This window comes from Falsiroseomonas sp. HC035, assembly GCF_050563525.1.
GTDB lineage: Bacteria > Pseudomonadota > Alphaproteobacteria > Acetobacterales > Acetobacteraceae > Falsiroseomonas.
This window is the reverse complement of record NZ_JBNXUN010000006.1, coordinates 93,897-106,675: the sequence shown is the minus strand read 5'-3', so window position 1 is coordinate 106,675 and position 12,779 is coordinate 93,897. Positions and strand designations below refer to the sequence as shown.

11 protein-coding genes are annotated in these 12,779 nt (G+C 70.9%); 9 read left to right on the top strand and 2 right to left on the bottom strand.

Going from position 1 to position 12,779, the window contains the following annotated elements:
• The first annotated feature begins 17 nt into the window (after window positions 1–17).
• The 3 genes from ACLF3G_RS14815 (at window position 18) to ACLF3G_RS14805 (ending at window position 3,864) form a co-directional block, all read left to right on the top strand.
• On the top strand, window positions 18–1,340 hold the full coding sequence (locus ACLF3G_RS14815) for an aminotransferase class I/II-fold pyridoxal phosphate-dependent enzyme (RefSeq protein ID WP_430670157.1): 1,323 nt from the start codon (window positions 18–20) through the stop codon (window positions 1,338–1,340).
• Complete coding sequence (locus ACLF3G_RS14810) at window positions 1,337–2,452, top strand: GNAT family N-acetyltransferase (protein ID WP_430670156.1); 1,116 nt, start codon at window positions 1,337–1,339, stop codon at window positions 2,450–2,452. Before ACLF3G_RS14815 ends, ACLF3G_RS14810 begins: the two co-directional genes overlap by 4 nt.
• 71 nt (window positions 2,453–2,523) lie before the next feature.
• Window positions 2,524–3,864, top strand: coding sequence for a capsule biosynthesis protein (locus ACLF3G_RS14805; protein ID WP_430670155.1), 1,341 nt, complete (start codon window positions 2,524–2,526; stop codon window positions 3,862–3,864).
• On the opposite strand, the gene ACLF3G_RS14800 is transcribed toward ACLF3G_RS14805, so the two are convergent.
• Both ACLF3G_RS14800 and ACLF3G_RS14795 read right to left on the bottom strand, forming a co-directional pair.
• Window positions 3,848–4,633: an SDR family NAD(P)-dependent oxidoreductase gene (locus tag ACLF3G_RS14800; protein ID WP_430670154.1), complete on the bottom strand. Its 786-nt coding sequence runs from the start codon at window positions 4,631–4,633 to the stop codon at window positions 3,848–3,850. The genes ACLF3G_RS14805 and ACLF3G_RS14800 overlap by 17 nt on opposite strands.
• Window positions 4,630–6,456, bottom strand: a complete 1,827-nt coding sequence (locus ACLF3G_RS14795) for a capsular biosynthesis protein (RefSeq protein WP_430670153.1) — start codon at window positions 6,454–6,456, stop codon at window positions 4,630–4,632. The genes ACLF3G_RS14800 and ACLF3G_RS14795 overlap by 4 nt, the downstream gene beginning before the upstream one ends.
• A gap of 156 nt (window positions 6,457–6,612) precedes the next feature.
• Here ACLF3G_RS14795 and ACLF3G_RS14790 point away from each other — a divergent pair, with 156 nt between their 5' ends.
• From ACLF3G_RS14790 to ACLF3G_RS14765, 6 genes are all read left to right on the top strand, one after another.
• A complete protein-coding gene (locus ACLF3G_RS14790) occupies window positions 6,613–7,026 on the top strand; it encodes a DVU3141 family protein (RefSeq protein ID WP_430670152.1) in 414 nt (137 codons plus the stop codon).
• A complete protein-coding gene (locus tag ACLF3G_RS14785) occupies window positions 7,023–7,859 on the top strand; it encodes an ABC transporter permease (RefSeq protein ID WP_430670151.1) in 837 nt (278 codons plus the stop codon). Before ACLF3G_RS14790 ends, ACLF3G_RS14785 begins: the two co-directional genes overlap by 4 nt.
• A gap of 10 nt (window positions 7,860–7,869) precedes the next feature.
• Window positions 7,870–8,520 carry an ABC transporter ATP-binding protein gene (locus ACLF3G_RS14780; protein WP_430670150.1) on the top strand — a complete coding sequence of 217 codons (651 nt, stop codon included), beginning with the start codon at window positions 7,870–7,872 and terminating at the stop codon, window positions 8,518–8,520.
• 76 nt (window positions 8,521–8,596) lie between these two features.
• A complete protein-coding gene (locus ACLF3G_RS14775) occupies window positions 8,597–9,691 on the top strand; it encodes a capsule biosynthesis protein (RefSeq protein WP_430670149.1) in 1,095 nt (364 codons plus the stop codon).
• A gap of 56 nt (window positions 9,692–9,747) precedes the next feature.
• A complete protein-coding gene (locus ACLF3G_RS14770; protein WP_430670148.1) occupies window positions 9,748–11,556 on the top strand; it encodes a polysaccharide biosynthesis/export family protein in 1,809 nt (602 codons plus the stop codon).
• 212 nt (window positions 11,557–11,768) lie between these two features.
• The gene (locus ACLF3G_RS14765) at window positions 11,769–12,752 is read left to right on the top strand and encodes a tripartite tricarboxylate transporter substrate binding protein (RefSeq protein ID WP_430670147.1); all 984 of its coding nucleotides are present in this window, start codon (window positions 11,769–11,771) and stop codon (window positions 12,750–12,752) included.
• Window positions 12,753–12,779: the final 27 nt, after the last annotated feature.

Below are 12,779 nucleotides of genomic sequence, written 5' to 3'. Positions count from 1 at the left end.
GGGTTCGGCATCACGGCATGAGTCGCGGACTGGGATTCGGTCTTTCCAACACGGCGCGCCTGGCACTGGTGCAGCGCCTGGCGCGGCGGCGGGAGGGGCAGGAGGCGCAGGCCGCCTCCGACCAGCGCGGCTTCGGCGCGATCCAGGGGCTGCGCGACTACGGCCTGATGCGGGAGGCGATGGGCGCACTCGCCATCGAGAGCCCGTTCTTCCGCGCCCATGAGGGCCGCGCCGGCGCGCACAGCCTGATCGGCAACCGCGACACCATCAATTTCGGCTCCTACGACTATCTCGGCCTGAACGGCGATGCGCGGCTGCACCAGGCGGCCGGGGCGGCGATGGCGCGCTATGGCATCTCCGCGAGCGCGTCCCGTCTGGTGTCCGGCGAACGGCCCATCCATGCCGAACTGGAACGGCGGCTGGCGGCCCATTACGGCCAGGAGGCCGCGCTCGCCTTTGTCAGCGGGCATGCCACCAACGTCACGGTGATCGGCCACCTGATGGGCCCGCGCGACGTCATCGTGCACGACGCCGCCATCCACAATTCCTGCGTCGAGGGCGCCCGCCTGTCCGGTGCGCGGCGGGTATCCTTCGCGCACAACGACATCCGCGCGGCGGAGAAGGAGATGGCGGCGGTGCGGCGCAGCGCCGGGCGCGCGCTGCTGCTGGTCGAGGGGCATTATTCCATGGACGGCGATGTGCCGGACCTGGCCGGCCTGCTGCGCATCGCCCGCCAGCACGATGCCTGGCTGATGGTGGATGACGCGCACGGCCTCGGCGTGGTCGGCGCCACCGGGCGTGGCGTGTTCGAGGCGGCGGGTGTGGACCCGGCCGAGATCGACATCTGGATGGGCACGCTGTCCAAGACCCTGTGCGCCTGCGGCGGCTATATCGCGGCGCGCGGCGACCTGGTGGATTGGCTGCGCCATACCGTACCCGGCTTCGTCTATTCGGTGGGGCTGCCGCCGGCGCTGGCGGCCGCGGCGGCGACGGCGATGGACGTGATGACCGAGGAGCCGTGGCGGGTCGCGAAGCTGCAGGCCAATGCGACCCTGTTCCGCGATCTGTGCCGGGCGCGCGGCTTCGATACCGGCACCTCCCAGGGCCTCGGCATCGTGCCGGTGGTACTGGGCAGTTCGGTGCGCGCCATCCGGGTTTCCGCCGCGCTGCTGGACCTCGGCGTCAACGCGTTGCCCATCGTCTTCCCGGCGGTGCCGGAAAAGCTGGCGCGGCTGCGCTTTTTCCTGTCCGCCGAGCATTCCGAACACGATGTGCGCGACGCCGTGACGGCGCTGGTCACGGCGACCGACGGGATCGCGCCGGCCGACCTCGCCGGGTGATCTTCTCCGGTATCCGGCAGGTCGCGACGGACGCGGAGGCACGCGCCTTCCACGCCCTGCCGGCCCGGCTGCGCGGGCTCGGCTGGTCCGTGCCGCTGGCCTTCGAGGAAGCCCGGATGTTCGATCCGGCCCGCTTCGGCTTCCTGGCCGACCACCGGGTGATGCGCTTCGTCGCCTATCGCTACGGGCTGGCGGTGGGGCGGATCGCCGCCTGCGTGCCCGATGATGCCACGGCACCGGCCACCTTCGGCTTCCTGTGTGCCGAGCAGGACCCGGCGCTGGTCACCGCGCTGTTGGCGGCGGTGCGTCAATGGGTCGCGGGGCAGGGCCGGGCGGAGATGCTCGGCCCGCTGTCCTTCACCATCAACCATGAGGTCGGTGCCCAGGTCGGCTTCCACGAGCGCCCGCCAATGCTGCGCATGCCCGGCACCCCGGACTGGCTGCCGGAGATGCTGGAGGCGGCCGGGCTGGAGCCGGCGCAGGATGTCGTGGCCTGCACGCTGGACGTGGCGGAGGAACGGCATTCCGTCCGCTTCGCCGCGCTGGCGATCCGGCGCGCACCCGACATGGCTCGGCTGCGCCTGCGGCCGATGGACCGGCGCCACTACGCCACGGAAGTCGAGCGCATCGCCGCGCTGTACAACGACGCCTGGGCGGGCAACTGGGGTGCCGTGCCGCTGCGACCGGCCGAGGTCGCGGGACTTGCTTCCCTGCTCCGCCCCTTGTTGTGGAGCGGCGAGGTGGTGTTCGCCGACTGGGACCGCGAGCCGGTCGGGCTGGTCGCCGTGGTGCCGAACCTGGCGGCGGCGATGCCGGCGGATGGGCGGCTGCTGCCCTTCGGTTGGGTCCCGCTCGCGGGCGCCCTGGCCGGCCGGGTCGGTTCGGCCCGCATCCCGATGCTCGGCATTGCGTCCCGCTTCCGCGGCCATCCGGCCTCGGCGCTCGCCATGGGGGCGCTGCTGCGGGAAGCGATCGGCATCGCCGGGCGGCGCGGCTGGAAGCGCCTCGAGATCTCCTGGATCCTGGAGGACAACGCGGCGATGCGGAACGCCATGGCGCGGCTTCCGGCGCCGGTCTCCGGCCGCTGGCGCATCTGGCGGATGCAACTCTGAAATGATACGAAATTGTCCGATGGGTGTCGGGCATTGACAGTTTGACCAGCGATGACGGCTATGGGTGCCATATGGCACTGTCAGCCTTCCACGATCCGGATTTGCATCAGCCGAGGGTTCGCGGCCCGCAACGCGGGGGGGCGCGTCGCTTCCTGTTCCTGCAGGGTCCGATCAGCCCGGTGTTCGCCGAGGTTGCGGCGAGCCTTGCCGCGCGAGGGCACGACATCCATCGCATCAACCTGTCGCTCGGGGACCGGCTGTTCTGGGGGCGGGTTCCGGGCGCGCGGCCGGCACAGGATTATAGAGGCCGCCTGTCAAACTGGCCGGCGCATGTCGCCGCCTATCTCGACGCGCACGGGATCACGGACCTGCTGCTGCTTGGGGAGCAGCGGCCCTACCACCGCGCCGCCATTGCCGCCGCACGGGCCCGAGGCATCGCCGTTGCGGTCACCGATTTCGGCTACTTCCGTCCGGACTGGGTGACGCTGGAGCGTGACGGCATGGGCGGCGACAGCCACTTCCCTCGCCGGCCGGAGGCGATCCGAGCCCTGGCGGCCGGGCTGCCGCCGGCGGACCTGACCGAACGTCACCGCGACGATTTCGGCCTGCAGGCCCGCTGGGACGTGCTGTACCACCTGGCGAACCTGGCGCCCTGGCCGTTCCGCCACTACGAAAGCCACCAGTTGCATCATCCCGTCGCGACCTATTGGGGCATCGCCCGCCGCCTGCTGCGTCGCGGTCGAGAGATGGCGGAGGGTCACCGCGCACTGGAGCACGTCGGAAGCGCGCCGTTCTGGCTGTTCGCCATGCAGATGGAGACGGATTTCTCCGTTCGTGCCTATTCGCCCTATCCAGACCTCGACACGCCGATCGCCGAGGTCCTTGGCAGCTTCGCGCAGCATGCGCCGGCCACGGCGCATCTGCTGGTCAAGGTGCATCCGCTGGACCCCTGCCTGAAGCGTTGGGACCGGCGGGTGGCGCGCATGGCGGCGGCGGCTGGCGTCGCGGGCCGGGTGCATGTCGCGCATCACGGGCCGCTGGACCTGATGTTGCAGCGCGCGCAGGGCCTGATCACCATCAACAGCACGGTCGGCCTTCGCGCCCTGGTGCTCGGCCGGCCGGTGAAGGCGCTGGGCCAGGCGGTGTGGGACGTGCCGGGGCTGGCGCATCAAGGCCGGCTCGACGCCTTCTGGCCCGCAACCGCGGGGCCGGAGGTGGCGCGGCCGGACCCGGAGCTGCGCGATGCCTTCCTGGCGGCGCTGCAAGGCTCCACCCAGCTTCGCGGCGTGTTCTACGGCATTGAAGGTCGCGCCATCGCCGTCAAGGCCATCGTCGAGGCTTTGCACGCCGACAGGGTGGGGCCGATGCTGCCGGACACCGTGCTCCAGGGTTGCTCTACGACCCCGGACTGACGCGGAACCGCATCCGCCGCGCCGCCCAATCGCCCAGCCGGGGTGGCAGCAGTGCCAGCAGGCGCAGTCCGGCGGCCAGCGGCCAGGGAAAGGCGGCCCGGGGACGGCCTTCCAGCACGGCGCGCTGCACCCGCGCCGCCACATCGGCCTGGCCCAGCAGGAACAGCCGGCGGCCATGGAAGCGGGCGCCCATGGCGCTGTCGAAGAAACCCGGCGTCACCACGGTCACGGATATGCCCAGCGGGCCGAGTTCGGCGCGCAGCCCCTCGCCCCAGGCGATCAGCCCGGCCTTGCTGGCGCAATAGGCGGGGAAGTCGGGCAGGCCGCGCAGCCCGGCGACGGAGGCGACCAGCCCGATCCGCCCGTGCCGCCTGGCCCGCATTCCGGGCAGCAGCGGGCCGACCAGGTTGATGGCGCCGACCAGGTTCACCTGGACCTGGCGTGCCGCGGCCACGGCATCCTCCGGCGTGCCATCCGGCGCGGTGCCGGCGGAGGTGCCGGCGTTGGCGATCACCAGCCCGACCGGCCCGCCGGCCTCGAAGGCGGCCAGTGCGGCGGCGACGGCGGGCGCGTCGGTCACGTCGAGCACGGCGACGACGACCTGCGCGCCCCGCGCGCGGCAGTCGCGCGCCACGTCCTCCAGCGCGGTGGCCGAACGCGCCAGCAGCAGCAGGCGCGCGCCGGGCGCTGCGAAGCGCCGGGCCAGCGCCGCGCCGAGGCCGCGGGAGGCGCCGCTGATCACGACGCCCTCGGCGGTCGGGGGGCTCACTTCCAGCCGCGCAGGCGCGACAGGGCGCGGGTCAGGAAGCCCTGCACCGCGCGCAGCCGGGCGCGGCGGCCGGTCGGGAACAGCTCGGGTCGGTCCATGCGGTCCAGCAGGATCTCGGGCGGGCAGGGCAGGCCGGTCAGTGGGTCGATGTTGCGCGGGTACAGGATCAGCGCCGCCGCCACCAGTTCGTCCAGCGTCAGGACCCGGGTGCGCGGCGGCGTGGCGGGCGGGCCGTGATCCGTTGTCAGGCCCCAGCCTGCATAGAAGGGCGTGCCCCAGCAGGTCACTGGCAGGCCGCGCAGCAGAGCCTCGAACCCGGTCAGGGAAGTGATGGTGTGCACCGCATCCACCAGGCCGAACAGCGGTGCCATTGGCGCCCGGTGCAGCACCTGGTCCGCAAGGCCGGCGAGGTCTGCCTGCGCGATGCGGCCGCGGCGGAAGCCGGCCTCGATGTCGGGATGCGGCTTGTAGATCAGGAAGGCGTCCGGCTCGGCCGCGCGCACCGCCCGCAGCAGGTCGAAGTTGCGGCGGATGGGGCCGGCGCCAAGGCGGATGGAGGCATCGTCCTCGACCTGGCCGGGAACCAGGATGCGACGCTGCCCGGCCGGCGCGGCGATGATCGGGGCGTCGCCGCCGAGGTTGTACTTGGTGACGCCGCGCGCCACCACGGCTTGCCGCAACGCCGTGGCCCGCGCGAGCAGCGCGGGCGGGAAATCCGCCGTCGCCAGCAGCCGCGCCAGGTCGCTTTCCGTCGTCGGGTCGTAGTAGGGACCGCTGGAATCCACTGCGAAGGACGCGCCGGCGCGGAAGGCGGCGCCAAGGCCGGCGGAGCGGATGAAGCCATCCTCCAGCCAGCGCAGCGGAACCCCGGCTTCGGCGCAGAGGGCGGGGAGGGTCGGCGGCGCGCTGGCGCTCCAGGCCAGCACCGCGCCGCCGCGCCGTCGTGCCAGGGCGACGGCGCGGCTGGCGCGGCCGGTGAAGGTGGGCGGCGGGCCGGCCGAAGCGAGCAACGCGCGCAGGCGGTCCCGCTTGTAGGGATGGGCGCCGAGGCAGGCGGCGATGCCGCCCGATTCCGCCTGCCGCGCCCGCCACAGGGCCAGCAGGTCGAGACCCTCGGCGATGCTGCAGGGGCGGTTGTGGAACGGATCCGCGGCGCGGGTCGCGGCCAGCAATGCGGACCAGGTCGGCGCCGGATCGGCGCTGGCCAGCGGGCCATCCGCCACCGCGACTCCCGCGGCCAGCGCCAGCATGGCCAGGTCGCGGCTGGCGCCATGCAAGGTATGGGCGGCATCCAGCAGGGTCCACGGATCCCAGGGTGGGCCAGCTGTCGGAAGGCTGTCCGGCAGCACCGGCGCGCCATCCGCGAAAGGCTCCCGCGCCACCAGGACCGCAAGTCCCGAAGCGCGCAGCCTGGCAAGCAGGATGCGGGCCGCGCCGGCCAGCGCCGGGTCGCAGGGGTCGAGCAGGATACGGGTCTGGCCCGGCGCCAGCCCGGTGCCCGCGGTGCCGGGATCGGGCAGCCCCGGCGGCGCGCCAATCCGGCCCCGCACCATCGCCGCCATGGCGGCGGCGGTTTCCGGATGATGCCCCGGGGCGGAATCCGCCAGGGCGGCGCCGACCGGATCGGGCGACGGGCCGACCACGAGCAGCACCGGGACCTCCCGCCCGCCAAGCCGAGCCGGGCGGAAGGGGCCGGGCGTGTAGCCGGGCGGGGCGGAGGCGATTGGTTCCGGGTGATCTGCCGGCCACGCATCCGGCGGGCCCGGCGCAACCGCGATGACCTTCCGGTCCGGCCAGAAGGCCGGCAGGTGTGGGAATCGCAAGAGTTGCGCTTGGGGAAGACGGAGCGGCAGCAGGAAGTCGGTCCTTGTCGGCCCGGCCCGCCGGGTCGGCGAGATTCGGTCGCAGCAGGCCGCCGAAGCATTCTGCATGTATTTGCATTTTGCCTAAGTCTACTCGTTCGGCTAGTGTCCGAAATTATGACGCACCGCACACCTGCCCTTGCCCCTCACCCTGCGCGCCCGCCGGCAGCGCGGGTCACGCTGGCGCTGCTTGGACTGCTGGTGGTCAGCGGCTGCGCCCGCATGGGCAGCGAGGGCATGGCTGGCGGCGTGTCGGCGGCACCGAACGTTGCGGCGGCGTCCACCGACCCCCTGGTCGTCTTCGCCAGCCGCGCCCGTCCGGGCGCGCAGGAGCGTGTGGTGATGGCCGATGGCCAGTCCGCCCAGGTCCGGCTGGTACGCAGCTACAACGCCGCCAGCGGGCGGGAATGCCGGGAATTGATGGTCGGCTCCGGCATGATCGAGCGGCCGCGGCTGGTCTGCGCCACCGGCAATGGCGGCTGGGCGGAGGCGCGGCCCCTGCTGCGTGGCGGTGGAGCCGGCCGTCCGTGAGCGCGGCGGCCGGAGGTTCCGGGCTGCCGGAAGGATTTCCGGAACGTCGTAGCGAGTTCAGCCGGACGATCGAGGGTTTCCGGGTCCAGGGGCGGGTGATCCACGCGCTGCTGCTGCGCGAATTGCAAACGCGGTTCGGACGCGGTCAGCTTGGCTTCCTGTGGCTGTTCCTGGAGCCGCTGCTTCTGTCGGTCGGCATCTCCGTCTTCAAGCTACTGATCGGCGGCGGCGGCACCGGACCGGTGCCGCCCTTCCTGTTCGTCGTGGTCGGCTATGCCCCCTATTTCGCCTTCCGCGCCATCGTCAACCGCGCCGGCACCGCCTTCCAGGCGAACATGACCCTGATGTACCACCGGCAGGTCCGCCTGCTGGACATCATGATCGCGCGGAACCTGCTGGAGATGGGGGCGGTGACCTGCGTGCTGGTGCTGGTCGTCGTCGGCACCTCCTGGTTCTCCGCTTTCACGCCCTTCTCCATCCCGGTGCTGGTGGAGGCGATGATCCTGATGTTCGCATTTGCCAACGGGCTGGGGCTGCTGGTCGCGGCGGGTGCGGCGCGGTGGGAGATCCTGGACAAGATCGTCCATCCGCTGACCTACCTTTCCTTGCCCTTCTCCGGCTGCATGTTCGCGCTGCACTTCATGCCGCCCTCCTGGCGCGAAGCGCTGCTGTGGAATCCACAGGCCAACCTGCACGAGATGGTGCGCGACGGCATGTTCGGCGACATGATCCCGGCCTACTACGACACGACTTATGTCGTGATCTGGGTGGTCATGGTGAACCTGCTCGGCATTGCCGCGGTGCGCGCGGTGCGCGCGAAGCTCGAATTCTGACGATGCGCGCATGATCTACTTCGACCGCGTCTCCAAGCACTACGAACTGCGCGGTGGTGGCAAGAAGCACGTGCTGCGCAATGTCTCGGGTATCATCCGCCCCGGGGATGCGCTGGGCATCCTCGGTCGCAACGGCACCGGGAAGTCGACGCTGGTCCGCATGCTGGCCGGCGTCGAGCATCCCAACTCCGGGCGGATCGAGCGGCGCATGTCGGTGTCATGGCCATTGGCCCATGGCATCGGCCTGCACAACAGCATGTCCGGCGCCGATAACGCCCGGTTCATCGCCCGCATCTACAACCAGCCGGTCAAGCGCGTGCTCGACTTCGTTGAGGAGTTCGCGGAGCTCGGCCCGTACATGCATATGCCGGCCAAGACCTATTCGGTCGGCATGATGGGCCGTCTCCTGATGGGTTTGTCCTTCGCGGTGGATTTCGACTGCTACCTGATCGACGAGGTGACGGCGACGGGCGACCAACGCTTCATCGCCCGCGCCCAGGCGCTGCTTGCTGAAAAGACCCGTGGCCGGTCGCTGGTCCTGGTCAGCCACGTACCGGATCACCTGAAACTGTATTGCCGGAGCGCCGCGGTGCTGCACGACGGCAGTCTGACCTTCTTCGAGGACGTCGATGAAGCTGTCGCCACCTATAAGGCCCTCTGAGTCCCTCGCCGCCACGGGCGTTGCGCCTGGCGTCGCAGGACTTTCCGCGGAGCCGGCACGAAGGCGCCGAACCCTGGTGCCGAGCGGCGCACTGGCCTGGTTCCTGCTGCTGGTCGCCCTGCCGACGCTGTTGGTCGGTCTGTACTACGCAACCTACGCCTCAGACATGTACGAGGCTGAGGCGCGCATCCTGGTGCGCGGACGCCCGGGGGCCTCGGCCAGCGGCGGCATCGCCAGCATGATGGGCGCCGCATCGGGCACGATGCGGCCGGGGGGGGAGGAAGCGCAGGCCGTGCGGGCCTTCGTCAACAGCCTGGATGCGCTGTCTGGGCTTCGCCAACGCCTCGACCTTATCGCGATCTGGCGGCCGGAGGAGGCCGACTGGATTTCGCGCCTCTGGTACGAGGAGCCCCAGGCCGAGCAACTGATGAAATACTACCGCCGCCGGGTCACGGTGGATTATGATCTCGAAACCGGGCTCGTGACGTTGAAGGCGCTGGCGTACCGGCCGGAGGACGCCAGGGCGATCGCCACCTCTCTGCTGGAGATGTCGGAGGACCTGGTCAACCGCTTCACCGCGCGAACCTCCGAAGACACGTTGCGCGTGGGACGCGAGGAAGTGGCCATCGCGGAGCGCCGCGTCGTCGAGGCGCGTGCCGCGCTGACGGCCTTCCGCGAACGCGAGCAGACGCTGGACCCGACCGCCGCCGTCGGGTCCGCTGTCGAGACGATCGGCCGTCTGGAGGGCGCTCTGGCGCAGGCCCGGACCGAACTGCAGGAAAAGCGCGCCTTCATGCGGGCCGACAATCCGCAGATCCAGGTGCTCAACAATCGCATCGCGGCCCTTTCGGCGCAGATCTCTACGGAACGCGCGCGACGCACCAGCGGCAACGAGACGCTGACCCAGCAATTGTCGGGCTATGAGCGCCTGACGCTGGAGCGCGAGTTCGCCGAGCGGGTCTACGCCTCCGCCATCGCATCGCTAGAGGGCGCGCGGGCGGATGCGCAGCGCCAGCAGGTCTTCCTGATGCGGGTGGTGGAGCCGAACCTGCCGGAACGGTCGACCTTCCCCAAGGCCTTTTTCAATATCATGACGCTGTTCGTCATCCTGACCGTCTTCTTCGCCATCGGATGGCTGATCATGGCGGGCGCGCGTGAGCATGCGAGCTGACCGCCGGGCCTGATGTCCTTTCGCTCCAGGCATGGCGTTTCCGTTTCGGGCACGCCATGCTGCCGCCGGCCGAATTCCGGCCCGGCCTGATCCTGATCCGGACTTTCAAGCACATGCCCGCATCCGCCCGTCGCTTCCGAACCCTGCCGGTCTGCCTGGCGCTGATCCTCAGCTTGCTGCTGCCCGACCTGGCCGCGGCGCAGCTGCAGCCGCCGGGCGTGGCGGGCGCGGCCATGCGCGGCCCGGCGGTCGGTAATTTGCCGGCGCTGCTCGGCGCCACGGCCGACAACATCAACACCGCCCGTGCCGGCACCGCCACGGCGGCGGAAGGCGGGCCGGTGGCGGTGGGGCCGATCGGTGACCCGGCGCGCGCGGCCGGCCCAGCCACCGTGGTCTTCGGCGCCGCCCTGTTCACGCGCGCGCCGCCCTCGGCGACCGAGACGCCGAACCCGAATTACGTGATCCGCGCGGGCGACCGCATCTCCGTCACCATCTGGGGCTTCATCGAGGCGTCGGCCGTCGGCGTGGTGGACCCCGAGGGCAACCTGTTCCTGCCGCAGATCGGCCCGATCCGTCTGGCCGGGACCCGGTCCGGCGACGTCCAGCGGGTTGTGGAGGCCGAGGTCCGCCGGATCTATTCGCAGCAGGTACAGGTCTACGCCGTGCTGCTGAACGCGGGGCAGGTCGGCGTCTTCGTCACCGGCTACGTCCGCCTTCCGGGCCGCCACCTCGGCGCCGGGTCGGACAGCATCCTGGACTACCTGACGCGCGCCGGAGGCGTGGACCCGGGCCGCGGGTCGTACCGCGACATCGCCATCAACCGCGGCAGCCGTACCGTGGCGCGGATCGACCTTTACCGCTTCCTGCAGACCGGCCAGCTTCCCAACATCACCATGCAGGAAGGCGACACGATCGTGGTCGCGCCGCAGGGCGCAATGGTCGGGGCCGATGGCGCGGTGCGCAACAACTTCCTGTTCGAGGTCAGCGGCCGTGCCATGCCGGGCAGCGAGCTGCTGCGCCTGGCGTCGCCGCTGCCGGCCGCGACCAATGCGGTGATCCGCGGCACCCGCGGCAGCCAGCCCTTCGCCCGCTACGCCACGGTGCGCGAACTCGGCAGCCTGCAGCTGCTCGACCAGGACACCATCACCTTCATTACCGACAGCCCGGCCCCAACCGTGCGCGTCAGCGTGGAGGGCAGCCGCATCGGGCCTTCGGTCCTGATCGCGGATCGCGACATCAGCCTGTGCACGCTGCTCGACCATGTCGCGGTGGACCCGGCGCTGGCCAATACCAGCGGCGTCTTCCTGCTGCGTCCCTCCGTCGCGCAGCAGCAGGTGCGGGTGATCAACGAGGCACTGGACCGGCTGGAGCGCCAGTTGTTCATGACGGTGTCTTCCACCACCGGCGTCGCCGAGATCCGTGCGGTCGAGGCGAACCTGGTCTCCACCTATATCCAGCGCGCCCGCCGCACCCGGCCGGAAGGCCGCCTGGTGGTGATGGACCGTGCCGGGCGCTGCGCCGACGTACGGCTGGAGGATGGCGATGTCGTCGTCGTTCCGGAGCGGGTGCAGACCGTGCTGGTCTCCGGCGAGGTGATGGTGCCGCAGGCGGTTGTCTGGCGGCCGGACATGCGCATCAACGACTACGTCCGCGCGGCCGGCGGTTTCGCCGAGCGCGGCGTCGAATCCCAGGTCATGATCCGCAAGGCCAGCGGCGAGCTGATCCTGGAGCCCACCGAGGGCCCGGCGCCAGGCGATGAGCTGATCGCGCTGCCGCGGCTGGACCCGAAGAACTTCCAGATCGCGCGCGACCTGCTGAACCTGATCTTCCAGACGGCGCTGTCGGCGCGCGTCTTCATGAACTGACACCGGCGGTCGGTCTGGATGACCGCCGGTATCGCCTTGGCCACAGGCGCCGGGCGCCCGGCCGGCATGGCCGGCCGCGGGTCATCCATTGGTGCCGCTGGCATGACCTGATCCGTGCGTGATGCCGCGCCCGATTGCGGCGCGGCGTCCGGCGCGTTACCAGCATGGGACGACCGGCCCAAGGCCGGCGCCAGGCAGGGAGGCCGCGACCAATGACCCGTCCCATCTTTACCACCTTTGGCCGCCGTGCCGCGCTCGGTCTCGGGGCTGGCCTGCTGGCCGCGCCGGCGCTGCGGGCGCAGGACCGCTATCCGAACCGTCCGATCCGCCTGATCGTGCCCTGGGCCGCCGGCGGCACCACCGACATCCAGATGCGCGCGCTTGGCGAACAGGCTTCGAAGCGCCTCGGCCAGCCCATCATCATCGAGAACCGTGCCGGTGCCGGTGGCATCCTCGGCCCGCAGCAGTTGCTGAACGAGCGGCCGGATGGCTACGTGCTGGCGCAGATGCCGATCAGCGTGTTCCGCCACCCGCAGATGGCCCCGCGCGCACTGTTCAACCCGCTCGAGGACTTCACCTACGTCATCCACCTGACCGGCTACCTGTTCGGAATCGTGGTGAACGCGGACAGCCCGTGGCAGACGCTGTCGGAGTTCCTCGACTATGCGAAGGCCAATCCGGGCAAGGTGAACTACGGCACGCCCGGCGTCGGCACCTCCCTGCACATCACCATGGAACAGATCGCCGGGGCGCGCGGCGGCATCGATTGGACGCATGTGCCGTTCCGCGGCTGGGCGGAGAACAGCCAGGCGCTGCTCGGCAACCAGATCCAGGCGAGTGCTGACAGCTCCGGCTGGGCGGAACTGGTGATGTCGGGGCGCATGCGGCTGCTGGTCACCTGGTCGGCGGAACGCGCCAAGCGCTTCCCCAACGTGCCGACGCTGAAGGAAAGCGGCATCGACATCGTCTCGGCGTCTCCCTACGGCTTGGCCGGGCCGAAGGGCATGAACCCGGACCATGTGAAGGTGCTGCACGACGCGTTCCGGGAGGCGCTGTTCGACCCTGCCCATGTCGCAATCCTGGACCGCTTCGACATGGCGCCGTTCCACCTGGGACCGGAGGAGTACGCCACCTTCGCGCGCCGGCAATACGCCGAGGAGGGCGAGATGATCCGCCGCCTGGGGCTGCGCCTCTGAGGCGTCCCTCGAGCGCCGGGCGGACCG

Coding starts and splice junctions, on each gene's coding strand:
- ACLF3G_RS14815 (WP_430670157.1), top strand. CDS start 18: ATGAGTCGCGGACTGGGATTCGGTCTTTCCAACACGGCGCGCCTGGCA.
- ACLF3G_RS14805 (WP_430670155.1), top strand. CDS start 2,524: ATGGCACTGTCAGCCTTCCACGATCCGGATTTGCATCAGCCGAGGGTT.
- ACLF3G_RS14790 (WP_430670152.1), top strand. CDS start 6,613: ATGACGCACCGCACACCTGCCCTTGCCCCTCACCCTGCGCGCCCGCCG.
- ACLF3G_RS14780 (WP_430670150.1), top strand. CDS start 7,870: ATGATCTACTTCGACCGCGTCTCCAAGCACTACGAACTGCGCGGTGGT.
- ACLF3G_RS14770 (WP_430670148.1), top strand. CDS start 9,748: ATGCTGCCGCCGGCCGAATTCCGGCCCGGCCTGATCCTGATCCGGACT.
- ACLF3G_RS14765 (WP_430670147.1), top strand. CDS start 11,769: ATGACCCGTCCCATCTTTACCACCTTTGGCCGCCGTGCCGCGCTCGGT.